Raw genomic sequence first — 15,359 nt, 5'->3', positions numbered from 1 at the left:
CGGGTAAAATCAGAAACTTATTGTTTCTTTTCTTTTTTGCCTGAATCTTTAAGTTTATCGTTTTCCCAGATACCACTGATAACGGAGCCTTCTTTTGAATGAAAAATTCCTTTTCCGTTTCGTTTGTCATCTTTCCATTGACCTTTGTATTTATCTCCATTGGGCCAAAAATAGGTACCTTCTCCACTACGCATATCATTTTCATAGCTGCCAATGTAATATTCGCCATCTGGCCAGTAAAATGTACCGTATCCTTCACGAGCATTGTCTTTCCATTGCCCTTCATACCTACTGCCGGTTTCCAAAAGCGCAATACCTGAGCCGTTGGCCTTGTTGTTTTTTACTTGACCTACATAATGCAATGCAGTTCCCTTCTTTGTGCTAAAACTAAGATATTCACCAAAGGATTTATTGTTCAATTGCTTACGCATATTGTTCAATTGTACACGTGCTTTCTCCAGGGCAAAACTTAAGGAGTCAATACTCCTAATTTCCGTTTGACTAATTGGGTTGACGGCAACGGAATCTTTTAAAAGGTCAGTTTGGTTTATTTCAAGTTTTGCTCTGCTATCATTCTGCATAAGTTTTTCTGCAAGTGCAATTCTTAAAGGAATAACAGAATTCAGTTCTTCATGATTTTCTAGGGTAGAATTGTATGAAGCAATAGCCTTGTTATAATCACCTTCAATAAGTACGGAATCAATGGCCATTAACTCTTTATTGCCAGTAACCAATACATCTAGTTCTTCTTTTGCCTTACTACTCTCACCGATTTCATTTTGAAGCGAATTAGATTTTATGCCAAAATAAATTACCAATACAGTAAGTATGGCAAGTAAGCCGTAAAGTGTAATATCCTTTTTCTTCATACTCTTTTAATTGCGGTACCTATCTAGTCCGTTAAATGAATTTCTGGAAGTTTGTTCTTAACCTTTCTAAAATCTGGAGAGAAGTATACATGAAAGCGCATGGCCCAACTATGTTTAAAAAATCCACCATTGGCTAAATCTTGGCCTTGGGAATACATGGCACCCGCAGCCACGGTCAACCTAGGTGTTAGTATATATCCTAAGGTAGTTGTAAGTCGTAAATCTTCCATAGGGCTGGCTACTACCGCTTTTCCACTTTGCATGATCAATTCTGCCTCTGGAGCTACGTACAATGTTTTTGGTTTTAACTTGTGATTGTTCAATGGAATTTTCATTCTGAACATGTAACGCCATCTATTTCTAAAAATATACTCGCTATTCTCGGCAAAACCTTGGGTCCATCTATGCTCTATACGAATACGGTGATAAATCATCATACTTTCCAAAGCCTGTGCAAATTGATACTGATGCCAAATACGCCATTCGGGCACTAAATTACGATCAGTTGAAGATTCATCAGTATTAAAATTCAATCGGAGCACACCACCTAAACGTACATTGAAATATTTAGAATGTATATACCCTATAGCATGTCTGTTATAGACTTGGGCTACCTGACCTACAAAAGGTGTAGCTTCTGTTTCTTCAAGTCTTAAGTGTGTTTGGGCATCCCAAAACAAGCGTTTGCCAATACGTATGTTTCCGTATGTATTGATCCAGGTTTTAGTAGTGAGGTCCTTATACTTAGAATACTCGGGTAACACCTCTGGCTCCTCTTCTTGTGAAATACCATGGAATGCTGTTAGAAAGCAAAACAAAAACAATCCTTTTATTATGTATGCACCAAACGATTTCATAGACTATTGCTTTGTGTTTTGTACATTCAACATTTCTAAAATTACTGAAGGGTCCTTTTCTTTTTTCAGTTTACGTTCCAGCTTTTTGGTATCCTTATCCTTTAGCATTATTACCGTATGGTAAGTGGCGTTAATATGCTCATTTAAATTGAAGGTGTTTTCACATGTGAGCGATTGTTCTATTTGCTTTAAGAAATAGGGTTCCAGAATTTTAGTGTAAGCAGATGTTATTCTCTTTTTAATGTCTTCATCCATTAAGGTTGCCATAAACGGATTCCAAATACGATCGGTATATGAATCTTGTATGGTACTTTTAAATGTGGGCATGTTGGATACTGTAACGGATAATTCATTTAAATTCTTTAAACAGGTAAGCGTACTTCTAGCCGCGGTTAATCTGTTTTGGGCAGATTTTACTTTAGAATAATCGTTCAGCGTAGCGCTCGCAAAAGACTTTAATTGACGTAAGGCGGATAAATAGTTTACAGGAAGGCTGGTTCCCATAGAATCAATGAACATCACTAAAGAATCGTTTTGAACAATAATTTCCTCTTCAAGATTAGCCAGTTCATTCTGTCTTTTTTCCTGAGCAAGGGTTTCTTTTACTTCGTTTGCAATGGCCTGTATACCATCATATCCCATTTTGGTAATGGTTTTAATATAAGAAGTACTAGTAGCATCAGAAGAAGGTACAGTTGAAGTAGGTATTGTATACTCTCTTGTAGAGGTGATACTATCCATCTCAATAGCAATGGTCATTTTAGGTTTAGGTAAATCCTCTGCAAATACGTGATCCAATAATTGTTTACGTGAAGTATATTCTAAAATGGATAAAGAATCATAGCGTACCATTTCTTGAATAGGCGTTAAAAAATCCTTCTTTATTTGAAGTACCGTGTTGTATTGATATGCTGTAGTTTCATCTGACAGCTTTAAAATATTCAATTGTGAGTTATGTAGGATGGATTCACTTAATTCCCTCGCTTTTTTATAATATGCTACCGTACTATCAATTTCATCTCTTTCTAATGAATCTAATGGGTAATAAGGCACCTTTACCTTAAACTCCGGAAGAAAATCAGATTTACCCAACGCTGATAAAATATCGTCTATTTCTTGATAGCGCAAAGCATTTTGTTTTAATAACTTAGGTAGATTGTTTTGATGAAGTGTATTGACATCTTCTTGAGAAAACTGAATATCAAGTGCAGCAATATAAGAGGCATCTAAATTTATAATTTTCGTTTCGCCGGAATAATCTTTAAATGCGGTTATGGTCTTATGTTCATTATCATCATCTACACGTATAGACTGTAATAGACCATCTTTAAAAAACCAGCTTTCAGATTGGTCAATTCCGTTAGTTGGAAATAAAGACCACTCATCATGTGCCACACCATCCCTTAAAAACCTACCAACTAAGGTGTAATCTTCATTATTGATACTGAAATTTTGCTGGGGCACCCCGTCATCAAAAGTAATGACACTTTTAAATAAGGTTTCTGAAATTTCGGAATCTTCGATCTGCTCTTCTAAAATGGTCCACTCACCATTTGGTTTGCCCATCTTTATTTTTCCCGTAGAAGTTTTTTGAACACCACTAACCAATACACGGTATTGATAATCAATAACTTCAGATTGGCTTTTGGAGTTGAATTCCCCAAATTGAAATTTCCATGGACCATTGGCCGTACCATCCACAAAGCTACCTTTAAATTGAAAAGAGTAATCTTGTTTTTGTAAAAGCTCTTGAAGATTGGAGCGTAACACTAAAAAGTCGCCTTCCAGTACTGTGTCGTTATCAACAATTTTATACGTGTAGGTTGCCTTACCGTTGTATTTGCCAATTTGTAACGGTCCGTTGTAATTTTTGACCTCTTGGGCATTCAACAAATTTGTAATACTGAAACAACAGCATACAATAAATAATAGTAATGGGTTGATAGTTAGCCTAATCATGCCGCAAAAAAACGAAAATAGATTCAGACTAGTAAATTAGAACCGTATGATTTTTAACTTTTTATTAAAAGTTTTTGATCTATTCAGAATGAAGCAATAAAAGCTATAAAAATTACGGAAGTCTCAATAATATTATGAAAAAGTATGCAAAAAAAGACCTGTACCATTAATTCCTATCAATGCTAATGTACTGTTTTATCCAAATTTGGATATTAAGTACCCTGAAAAGCCATAATAACGTTATCGAAATTTTTCATTTTTAGATCTTTAGGGCCAATTCCGAAGTAAATAGTAGAACTGCCACCAAACTTATCTAAGTTATTGCCATCAGTTTCAAGTTGTAGAAGTAATTGGTATTTTTTAGATAACTCTAAAATTTCAGACTTTTTAGTATTCCATTCATCTTGTGAAGTAATTTCTAATTCAATTTCCGCAAAACTATATGTTACACTAGATTGAATTGAACGATCATAACCTAATACTTGATGAAAACTATCTATATCTAACTCAGTTAAATGTTGTATATATTCGTAGGTAGAATCATAGAAATCATGAAAATATTCATAACTATCTTGAAAATTTTTCAAGATAATACTCTCATCATCAGGCATGGTATACGATTCAAAATATTCAATCTTGGAGGGTTCAAAAATTCCTTCACTGAAGTAATTCAAGGGAAATTCTGTTCTAATTAATTCGTCTGTGCTTTCTTGAAAAATAACTTTATAAGAATTTTTCTTGTTTAGGAAACCTGGCCATTCTTTATCAATATAAATAAAAACATAAATTATTCCGGTAGCTGGTAATTTGTTAGAGACATCATAAATATTGATTTCCTCTAAGTTGTATTGAGCACAAAAAGTAAGAAACTCATTGTCCATTTTGGGCCAATTGAAGTTAATGGGTAAATCTGGTTTACCTCCAATTTTTGATGAACCTATATTGATATCCTTATCATCTTTAGCTATTGTTTTTACACCCACAGTAGGTTGAATCAATTCACTAAGTTCTATTTTACAGCTATAAGGAACATTAAAATCTGAGTTTAGTATTTCATTTTTGATCTTTGACAAGTTGTCTTGACTGTTACCCATAATGGAATATAAAATAATAACTAAATAAAGGTAGCTATTATTTCTTTTACTCATTTAATGACATTTTTTTCAAAAAGATAAAAGTAGTTGTCTACCAATCAATTGGGAAGTAATCCTTTAAAAATTTGCCACACCAATGCTTACCGGTATTTATACCGTCAAATAATGGATCCATAACTCTGGCTGCACCATCAACAATATCTAGCGGAGGCTGAAAATCGTGTACTTCTTGTTTCTTTTTCGCTAATTCCGCTGGATCCTCATCGGTAACCCAGCCAGTATCCACAGCGTTCATGAAAATACCATCTTTTGCAAGTTCGCCAGCTGCGGTATGCGTTAACATATTCAATGCGGCCTTCGCCATATTGGTATGCGGATGGCGCGATTCCTTAAAGAAACGGTGGAATTTACCTTCCATGGCCGTAACGTTGATAATATGTTTTTGACCGGTATTTTCTTTTTTCATCATTTCAGCCAAACGATTGCACAGTACAAAAGGTGCAACGGAGTTGACCAATTGAACCTCGATCATTTCAGTAGTTTCTATCTCTCCTAATTTTAGTCGCCAACTGTTGGTTTTACGTAAATCTACTTGTTGAAGATCGGCATCTAATTCGCCAGTTGGGAAAACCTCCTGGGTAACCAATGCATTGTCAAAACTATACGGTATTTGTGATAGTTGAGCGGAAGCTCTTAAACCAATACCAGGTTCTGGTCCGTGCCATGTAACCGGCATGTTTTGATTTGGTGATGCTTTTGAGCTGAATGTTTTAAGCTCTTCCAAACAACTTTCATGGTCGCTTAAAACCATTTGGGCAAATTTTGGTAACGATGAGAATTCACGCTCCTCGTTCTCCATTAAGTGATGGTAGAATCCTGCTGGTCTACGCACTGTTTGCGCAGCATTGTTGATCAAGATATCAAGTTTGTCATATTGCTGTTCCACAAAATTGCAGAAGATTTCTACACTGGGTATATGGCGCAAGTCTAGACCATGAATTTTAAGTCGGTGCCCCCACTCCATAAAATCTTCCTCTTTGGAAAAACGTAATGCAGAATCTACAGGAAAACGTGTGGTAGCAATGACCGTTGCGCCTCCACGAAGTAACATTAAGGTAATATGATAACCAATTTTTAAACGTGAACCGGTAATCACCGCTACCTGACCTTTAACATTTGCAGTCTGAAATCTTTTGGCATAGTTGAAATCGCCACAATCTGTACACATGGTATCATAAAAATGGTGAAGCTTTGTAAACTCGGTCTTACAAACATAACAATTGCGAGGGGTAGTAAGCTCCGGCAAATCTTTACTGGCCAATTCGGCTGCAGGTAGTAATTTTGGCGCAACAAAGACATGGGCTTCACGCGCACTACGAATTCCGGTTTCTTTACGGGCATGTTTGTCACGAACAGCCTGCTTTCTTTTTTCATTTCGTTTGGCGTCCTTTACCCGTTTAGCAAATTCTTGTTTGCTAGGGCGAGATAATTGACCGGCAGCTTTAATTAAGGCAATACGTCTATCTTCGGGAATTTCAAAAATCTGGTTGGTGTCGTTTACCAAACGATTTAAAATGTCAATACAACTTTCAATCTCGTTTAAGTCGATTTCTGTTTCTTTATACTGCTGTTCTTCCTTCATGATACTACCTTAATAAGGACAAAAATACTAACAATGCTTAAAGTACGGTAATGCGTACTTTCTTCTTTTTTAATCGGGTGTTGTTCAATTTATTCGCAAGTTCTTTTGATAGACTTTTAGGTACCGCAACAAAAGCGCAATCTTGCTTTAGTTCTATATCTCCCAATTGGTCTCTATTTAAGTCGCCTAGTTTAAAGAAAAGTCCCGCAATATCACCTTTGGATATTTTATCTTTTCTTCCGCCAGAAATAAATAAGGTTTCCCAAAACGGATCACCTAATCTTTTTGAGGTATTTATTTTAATTGGGGTCGATGCTTCCATAAACTCGGGTAATTTTTCCTTATCCCATTTTAAAACATAGGCTGTTCCCAATTCATTTACACGCGCAGTTCTACCATTACGGTGGGTAAACTCTTCTATACGATGTGGTAATTCGTAATGAACAATGAATTTTATTTCGGTAATGTCAATGCCCCTAGCAGCAAGATCAGTTGCCACCAAAATTCTGCTACTGCCATTTCTGAATTTAATAAGCGCACGTTCGCGATCACGTTGTTCCATACCACCAGAAAAGCATTCGTGCAAAATACCTTGTTCGCTTAAAAAAACGCTTACACTTTCAATACTATCCTTGTAATTACAGAAAATAATGCCAGGTTCTTCACCAATAAATTCAAGTAACTGAACCAAAGTGTTCAGTTTGTCTTTTTCTTTGGAAACAACAGTGCTAATGGTTAACTGTGATGGAATTTCTTTTTTTAGAAAATTAATTCTTCTTGGATTTTCCATACCCACAAATTTTGGGATTTTAACGCCCTCGGTCGCAGAGGTAAGAATGCGCTTTTTAAGGTTTGGCAATTCTAGCAAAATTTCTGTCATTTGCTCTTCAAAACCAACTTCGAGCGATTTATCAAACTCATCAAGTACAAGCGTATTAATATGGTCTTTGGTGAAACGATCTGCCATAAAATGATCTAAAATTCTACCAGGTGTACCAATTAAAATGGCAGGTGTATGTTTTAGTTCAATCTTGTCCTTGGACATTGCCCTACCGCCATAAATGGCATTTACCTTAAAACCGGTACCCATATCACGCAGCACTTGCTCTATTTGAATGGCCAGCTCACGAGATGGCACTAAAATGAGCACTTGCACTTCAGGATTGTTTGGGTCTAAAAGGTCTAGGACCGGTAATAGAAACGCCAAGGTTTTACCAGTACCCGTGGGTGAAAGTAATATGGTGTTGTCTGACGAAGAAATGGTTTCCAACGCCAATTCTTGCATAGGGTTTAGCGCATTGATATTCAATTTTGATAAAATATCCTTTTGATTTTTCATGCGTTATAACCCTTTAAAAATATGATATTATGCTTCTTGAAGATCTCGTTTAGATTTTCTGTATAAGTAATTTGGAAAAATACTTCTTTTAGCAAATCTGTTTAATTTGTTGGCATTGATCATCTTTTGGAAGATAGGTTTTGTAACTCCAAAATATTCGTACGTAGCACCATCAACAAAAGTAACTTCTAAAACAAGACCGTTATGTTGAAAATCTGCAATGCCAGAAGTAATGCTTTCTTCGTAAGCTTCTTTATTGGCTTCTTTAGTTTCGGGAGCAATACTTACTAGAAAGTGGTAGCCGTCAATAATTCTACGACTTTGCACTTCTGCCTCTTCCCTCTTTTCATCACCCTCTTGAAATTTATCTGGATGCCATTCTTTAACCAAGTTTCTGTACTTGGTTTTTAAGACTTTAAGTTCAATTTCCTTCTCTACCCCAAAAAGTTTTTTGTATTCGTTGATACGTTTCATAACACAGCTTTTTTGCGGCTGCGAAACTACGTCTTATTTTTATGTGAACACCTATAAGATCTTGAAATAACGAAAAATAGAAGGGTTTTAATTCAGCTAGTCTTTTTTAAGTCCGTTTTGTAAGACCGACTTAATACCGGCAAGATTTTCTGAAAACTCCATCATTTGCGATAAAACCTGAGCCATTTCGTTGGCATTGCCAAAACCTTTGATTTTATTATTCTTTACAAACTGCTCTTTTATGTCAGACCATCTTTCATTTTCATCTATAGAAAGCTGTCCGATTAATTCGTTGTATTTCAATAAATTAGCCTCTGCTGACCCGGTAAGTGTCTGTGCTTCATTTTCATAATGAGATCGTAATAAGGTGTTTAATTCCTTATCGTTCATTATTGGAACAATTTGGGCAACAAGTTTGTTCATATCCCTATAGGAACCTTGTAGTTTAAAAGCAGGTTCGGTTCGGTATTCATCTTGCATAGCTGCACTTTTAATATAGGTGGCATTAACCTTTAAGAGCACATCTCTAACCTTAAGAACCTTTTCCAATACTTTTTTATATTCCTCAACCTCTTGACTGGAATGGTTTCCTTTTAGTTGACCTTCATCCGTTTTAGATTCTATTTGGTTGACCAAGGTATAGACATCTTCAAACTCCTTGCTTGCCAATTGTTGTAAAATGGGGTTTGCAGTGAGCGAGTTTTCAATTAAACTCAATCTGAAAAGATGTTCGGTTTCTCCGATGATATCACCAAGGTTATAGATATCTGCACGATTTGCCAACATATCTGGAATCTTAAATTTCTCTCCACTTTCCGTATAAGGGTTACCCGCCATAATCACACAGAACTTTTTGCCCCTTAAATCATAGGTTTTAGGTTCATTGTCATAAACCCCTTCTATTTTACGGGTACCATCTGATAAAGAAATAAATTTCTGAAGAAATTCTGGGTTACAGTGTTGAATGTCATCTAAATATAACATAACATTGTTTCCCATTTCAAAAGCCAAGTTCAGCTTTTTTAGTTCTTCCCTTGCCGCACTATTATTTGCAGATGCGGGGTCTACGTTGGTGACTTCATGACCAATTGCCGGACCGTTAATTTTTACGAATATTAAGCCCAATCTGTTGGCTATATATTCCATTAACGTGGTTTTTCCGTAACCAGGCGGAGATATTAAAAGCAACATACCCATTCTATCGGTACGTTTATTGACGCCAACCGTACCTAGCTGTTTTGCCAGGTTATTACCGAAAATGGGGAAATACACTTGGTCGATCAACTTATTACGCACAAAAGAAGTAAGCACCCTAGGTTTAAACTCTTCTAGTTTTAAATCATTTTTAAGTTGCTCCGTTATTTCTAATTTGGTCTTTTTAAATTTTTGAAATGCCGGTACCTCACTGGTTACGAACAATCTCATTCTAGAAATAAAATCATGGTAATTAAAGATATACGTACCATTGTTTATGGTGGTATGGGAGCCTCTTAATTCTTTAATGGTTTCGTTAGGTGAAACAGATTTAATTTTTGAGGTGGATTCATCTCTGAACAATAAAGCCCCAACAATTTCAAGCGTATATCTTTTAAGATCTATTCCTTGGCTTTCTTTTTCTTTGGTTTTTAAGAATGCGGCCACCCATTGTTTAGCTAAACGAACTTTGTCCTCTAAACTAACCGTATCTTCAATGCTCTTTTTAAATTTTAAATCTGCCTGTTGTGATTTTAGGAATTTTATAAAGTCTTCTTTCAATTGTATTGCCACACTGCTGTAAACAAACTCAGAATCAGATTTAAGTTCTTCAAATATATAGGAAGCAATATCTTCACTCAGCAATGGGTCATAGAGGGCAGTATTTTCTCCAAATTGAGCTACTAAACCCTGTATTTTTTCAACGACAGAAGAATATTCGTTAGATGTTGGAAAGTACTGTAGAACCTCACCTGCTGTTTTTAGACTTTTATCCAACTCGTTTTTCACCTCTTCATTTAAACTGTTCCAGAAAAATTGGGCATATCCTCTTATTTCTGGTCGGTAAGTAAGCAAACCTAATTCATGATGCTTATGAACCAATAACTTTAATAATCTTGATGCATCTACATCATGAACACCTTTTACATAACCTTCAGAATAGTCATTTCTACTCTGTTCTTGAACAACCTTCAATAATTCTTCATCATTTAGCGATAGTAATTCATCTTCGCTAAAATTAGAAAACAGTTTATAGGCTAAGTAGGCACCTCTATAGATTTCATCGGTTTCAGATACGTACTCTTGGTTCCATAAATGCCTATTGTTTACAAACTCCTCATTATCCAATTGTTTGTAGAAATCGGTCCCCGTTAAATGATAATTTAGTTCATTGTCATGAAAAACAATGGTTAAATCCAATTGCTGCTTGTTAACACCAAATTTGTGCTTTCCTAACCTTATGACACTGTCGCCATCTTCATAAAGGTCAAGTTTATCCTTTAACTTTCTAAGTGCATCCTCTCGGGCAGTTTTAAGTTGGGTCTCTATCTCTTCAGCCTTGCCACTATCATCTAACTCCTGCAGTTGGGTAATGATGTCGCGAAGCTTATTGATCATTAGGTCCGATGCAAAATACCCGTTGATTTCAACCGCAGTATTAAAACTCTGTGCCTTCTTTTGAACTCCTTTTAAAATACGTTTAGAAGCATTGGTCAATGCGCTTGACTTCTTATTTCGTTTTTCAATTAAGGAATTTTTTCGGGCATCAAAAGCGGCGTACACCTCTTCTCTTTTTTCAATGATGATTTCAATAAATTCTTCAAAATCCGTGAATTTGCCCTCAAGCTCCTCGAGTTGAATAGATGTTTTGGTTTGATATTCATCGCACTTCTCAGGAGTGGTTGCCATGTCAATATAATTGATGATACTTTGATCAATCAACTTTAATTGAGCGGCAAATTCTGCCTTTGCTTCAGATATGCCCAAAGAATTTCTTTTGTTCTTTAAAGCCGCCTTTAGCTCATTTATCGTGGAAAAAATCAACGATATATCATCTATTATTTTAGTGGAATGTGCAGTATCCTCTATCTCTAAATTTGAAACAATATCAATCAACATTTCAAGATCGGTACTGATTTCATTGATTTCCTCTTCCTTTTTCTTGGCTTCTATTACCTTTTCAACGGTATCTATAAAACTCTTTTTTTCTTCTAGAGCTTTATGGTAAGGTTGTAAGGCATTCGGATTCAATAAAAACTGTACGCAGCGCTCAGATATTTTTTTAGTTTGAGCTTCAATTTCTTCTTCTAATGATTTAAGAAATTCCAGGTCAATATATCTAACCTCTTTTAGCGAAATGACCTCACCCCTAGTGGATCGTAAACGCGTTAAAAGTGCTACGAATTCATCAATACTTTTAAAAGATGTGCTTTTAATTTTATTGAATAGTTCCGATGAGTTTTTTTGAATTTCCTTAGATTGATTTTGAGCGTTTTTACGAAGCTGTACAACCTTCTCAAATTCATCTATAGCGGCATTGGAAGCTTTGTTGATTTCCTCTATAGGAATATTAAGTTGATGCGTTTCCGGTTCTGGCAACCAGTAATATGCATCTATAATATCTTTTGAAAACTTGGCGATATCACTGTAGAGACCCGCATAGTTGTCATTTTTGTTCAGCAAGGTAATTAAGCTGTTTACTTCAGCCATTGCCCGCACAATGTCCTTATTGCCAATTTTGTACAACAAAGTATCTTCATGTTGCGATGGCATATAATCACCTTTCAAATAAGGAGTTTGCCAAATTTGTACCACGTGGTGTTTCGTCTGCTCCTGCTCCGTCTTAAAATAGCATAGTTCACCATTTTCTAAAATGGTAAATCCGTTACAAATTATTGGTGTTTTTATAACTTGACTAATGATGTTGAAGGACATCAGATTATAAAGTCCTTCATTGGCTGCATAAAATACGTAAAGAAAATCTTCACCGTTAGGCGATACAATGCGTTGCTGAAATTTTACATTCGGTATAGCATTGTCAAAAATGTGATATTCTCCGGTTTGTAAATAATATCCGGTTGGGAAAATGATTCCTTGATCATCGGGAAGAAGAATACAGGCATCTTTTACAGATTCTATTTTCTGTACCTCTTTCATTTTATCGTTAAAGACAAAATAACGAGGCAACTCCTGAAATGGTTTTATTTCTAAAACCAACAAGTTTCCTAAATCTCCAAAACGATACTGACCATCATCTAAAGTCTGGTCTACATACTCAACAGGTTCATCAAAAATACCTTTGCCTTCTTCGGTATTATCTTCAATTTTAATGGTTAGGTCACCACCAATGGTTTCAACAAATACACGATCTTTAATAGAAACATGTGAGTGCACACCATAGCGGTGCATGTCCCTACTTGCCTCTTGCCACTTAAATTCTTGCTGAACAGGAAATTTATATTCATGTTCACTTCTGTTGTCAACATATTTTAAGGTGTTGTTGACCAATAACCATTTAAAGGTTTTTATATCTGTAGGGCTATCGCTTAAACGAAAGACCATATGTAGATAATTACCAATGATGGCAAAATTGGAGAATATCGTATTCCTGTAATATTTGTACAGATTGGTGAAATCTGTTTTAAAAGTATCATCCTCTAAAAGACCAAGGTCTATTGCCTTAAAGCTATTGTCCTCAAAGTGATAACAACTAAAAACATCTTTAATGTTGATGTCCGTCCTTAGCCCAAAATGAACATTATAACCAAACAGACACGTATTGCCAAAAGAAACAATATCCCGTGCAATACAGTTGTTCTCCGTATTGATCCGGTCATTAGCAATAAGCTTGGTCTCCAATGAACCAAAAACTGTTTTTCTGTCATTGTTAAGGTCAATTAACTTGTTCTGTAACAGCTCTTTTTGCTTCTGTAATCTATTTTTGATAACATCATATGTGCCACCGTCCAATACATGCTCTTCCGTAGTGTCTGTTTGGGTATGCTCTGCCATAAAAATTCTTAGGCTTTTAAATTACATTATTAATTTAGTTGAAGTAATAAGCTTTGGTGTTAACGCAATTTCTTATCACTCATTCCTAAACCTTTGGCAAGGTTGAATAAATTGCTGAACAAGGTTTGCTCATCATTATCGCTGGACTTGGATTTTAGGTCCATCAATAAATTTGCAATGGTTAAATTCTTAAGATCATCTGAAGAAATACCATATTTATCAGCAAATTCTTTCACCTTTTCCAAAAGGTTGCCCTTTACGTCATCACTACCTAAAATAGCATCTTTTACATCTTGAATGTTGGTACTGTTAGCTACGAGCCTGTCATAACCTTTACCTTTGGTAATTTGCCCGATAATCTGGTCAAAGAACATTGTTTCACCACCAACAATATCAATTTTGGCAGCTTTTAATGCATCTCCAATAACTTGTGCTTGAGCATCGGCAATATCTTTCTGGATATTAATTTGAGCCAGGTCAATTTGTAATTCTTTGTCTAAACGCAGCTTGAACTCTTCATGCTCTTTACCAACACCATCTAATTTCTTCATGGCATTCGCTTTTTCTTCTATACCGGCAGCATCTGCTAAGGCTTTCTCTTTAATTACATCTGCTTCCGCTAAACCATCTTTACGTTTTGCTTCCGCTTTAGCCTCAATACCTGCAGCCTCTGCTTTTGCCTTTTTCTCAATGATAAGCGCCTGAACAACACCTTCACGCTCATAGGCATCTGCCTTGGCATGCATTACTTGTGCTTCTGACATACCAACGGTAGCTTCTTCTTTAGCTTGTGCTTCAGCCAAAATCTTACGTGCTTCTGCTTCTTTCTCACTAGCTTCTTTATGTGCTAGGGCTTCAATATTGATTTCCTCCGCTTTTTGCTTAGCTGCTTCTTTTTGAGCCTCGGCCGCTTTGATCGTTTTGATCAAATCTTCTTGTGCATTAGCTTCAGCAATGGTGATCTTAACTTGTTTTTCACGATCTGCAGTCTTGAAAGCTTCAATGTCTTTCATGTTCTCCTGCTCTTCCACTACTCCTTTTTCTAGGGTAACACGATCACGAATAACATCTTGAATATTCTTTTTCTCAACTTCTACTACTTTCTCTTTCTCTATTTGAGCCAGGGTAACAACTCGCTCTCTTTCCGTAGCCTCTAATAAACGGTCTTTTTCAACTCTTTCGGTTTCAACAGCATCTGTACGTTGTTTATTTTTCAACGCTACAATAATTTGTCGCTCCATATTCTCTTCGGCAACCTTTACCTTTTCTTGTGTTGCAATACGTGCGGTTTCAGACTTTAAACGCTCTTCTTCGGCTACTTTTAAAGTTTCTGCTTCTTCGCGAGACTTTATGTTAGAGATTTCTCTTTTTTGTTGCTCCTCTTTTTCCGCTAATTGCTTGTCCAGCTCAAGAATAGCCTCACGAGCTTCAACATCTTGTTTACGGATTATTTTCTCCTCATCGCGCTTAATAAGATTCGCTTTAATGTTTTGTGCAGCGGTTAGATCGGTAATTTTTTTGATACCTTCAGCATCTAAAATATTATCGGCCTTTAAATGGGCAACAGCAGTTTGTTCCAAGTAATCAATGGCACAATCCTCTAAAGTATAGCCGTTTAGGTCAATACCAATAATATCTACAATTTCATCTCTAAACTCCCTACGGGCTTCATACAGTTGAATAAAATCGAATTTTTTACCCACGGTCTTTAAAGCTTCAGAGAATTTGGCTTCAAAAAGTTCTTCAAGCGTCTCTTGTCTAGAGGCTCTTTGTACACCAATAGTCTGTGCTACCTTTTTAATAAGGTCAACCTCATTGTTTACCCTAACAAAGAACGCCACTTTAATATCTGCACGCATATTATCCTTACAGATAAGACCTTCTGTAGCCAGTCTTTCTATTTGAATTTTCTTTACCGAGATATCCATTACCTCTACACGGTGAAAAACAGGAACCACATAAAGACCTTTATCGGTGGCTACCTTTGTGCCACCAAAACCAGTTCTTACCAAGGCTTGACCTTGATGAACCTTTTTGTAGAACATGGCAATAATTGCAAAATAAACGATGATAAGGAAAAGGAGAACTCCTAGACCTATACCAATAATTGAAAAGATGGATTCCATAAATGATTTAAGA

The 15,359-nt window shown here is 36.1% G+C and carries 9 protein-coding genes; all 9 read right to left on the bottom strand.

The features are described from left to right. Positions 1 to 17: 17 nt before the first annotated feature. Entirely contained in the window at positions 18 to 869 is an 852-nt protein-coding gene (locus YQ22_RS17540) for an MORN repeat-containing protein (protein ID WP_071342227.1), read from the bottom strand. Positions 870 to 892: 23 nt separating this feature from the next. Further along, positions 893 to 1,726, bottom strand: a complete 834-nt coding sequence (locus YQ22_RS17535; RefSeq protein ID WP_083414290.1) for a DUF2490 domain-containing protein — start codon at positions 1,724 to 1,726, stop codon at positions 893 to 895. Between the two features lie 3 nt (positions 1,727 to 1,729). Further along, positions 1,730 to 3,616 (bottom strand): hypothetical protein, encoded by a 1,887-nt coding sequence (locus YQ22_RS17530; RefSeq protein ID WP_198033495.1) that lies wholly within the window; start codon positions 3,614 to 3,616, stop codon positions 1,730 to 1,732. Between the two features lie 281 nt (positions 3,617 to 3,897). After that, positions 3,898 to 4,833 carry a DUF1963 domain-containing protein gene (locus YQ22_RS17525; RefSeq protein WP_071342225.1) on the bottom strand — a complete coding sequence of 312 codons (936 nt, stop codon included), beginning with the start codon at positions 4,831 to 4,833 and terminating at the stop codon, positions 3,898 to 3,900. Positions 4,834 to 4,870: 37 nt separating this feature from the next. Beyond that, on the bottom strand, positions 4,871 to 6,421 hold the full coding sequence (locus YQ22_RS17520) for an SDR family NAD(P)-dependent oxidoreductase (protein ID WP_071342224.1): 1,551 nt from the start codon (positions 6,419 to 6,421) through the stop codon (positions 4,871 to 4,873). A 37-nt stretch (positions 6,422 to 6,458) separates the two neighbouring features. Further along, positions 6,459 to 7,760 (bottom strand): DEAD/DEAH box helicase, encoded by a 1,302-nt coding sequence (locus YQ22_RS17515; protein ID WP_071342223.1) that lies wholly within the window; start codon positions 7,758 to 7,760, stop codon positions 6,459 to 6,461. Between the two features lie 27 nt (positions 7,761 to 7,787). Beyond that, positions 7,788 to 8,234 carry a KTSC domain-containing protein gene (locus YQ22_RS17510; RefSeq protein WP_071342222.1) on the bottom strand — a complete coding sequence of 149 codons (447 nt, stop codon included), beginning with the start codon at positions 8,232 to 8,234 and terminating at the stop codon, positions 7,788 to 7,790. A 96-nt stretch (positions 8,235 to 8,330) separates the two neighbouring features. Beyond that, positions 8,331 to 13,220, bottom strand: a complete 4,890-nt coding sequence (locus tag YQ22_RS17505; RefSeq protein WP_071342221.1) for a DNA repair ATPase — start codon at positions 13,218 to 13,220, stop codon at positions 8,331 to 8,333. 59 nt (positions 13,221 to 13,279) lie between these two features. Continuing rightward, positions 13,280 to 15,346 (bottom strand): flotillin family protein, encoded by a 2,067-nt coding sequence (locus YQ22_RS17500; protein WP_058102734.1) that lies wholly within the window; start codon positions 15,344 to 15,346, stop codon positions 13,280 to 13,282. Positions 15,347 to 15,359 lie beyond the last annotated feature (13 nt).

It is taken from the genome of Maribacter sp. 1_2014MBL_MicDiv (assembly GCF_001865655.1).
In the GTDB taxonomy this organism is placed as follows: Bacteria; Bacteroidota; Bacteroidia; order Flavobacteriales; family Flavobacteriaceae; genus Maribacter; species Maribacter dokdonensis.
Note: the sequence above shows the minus strand (reverse complement) of the source record. Positions and strands in the feature narration are given on the sequence as shown.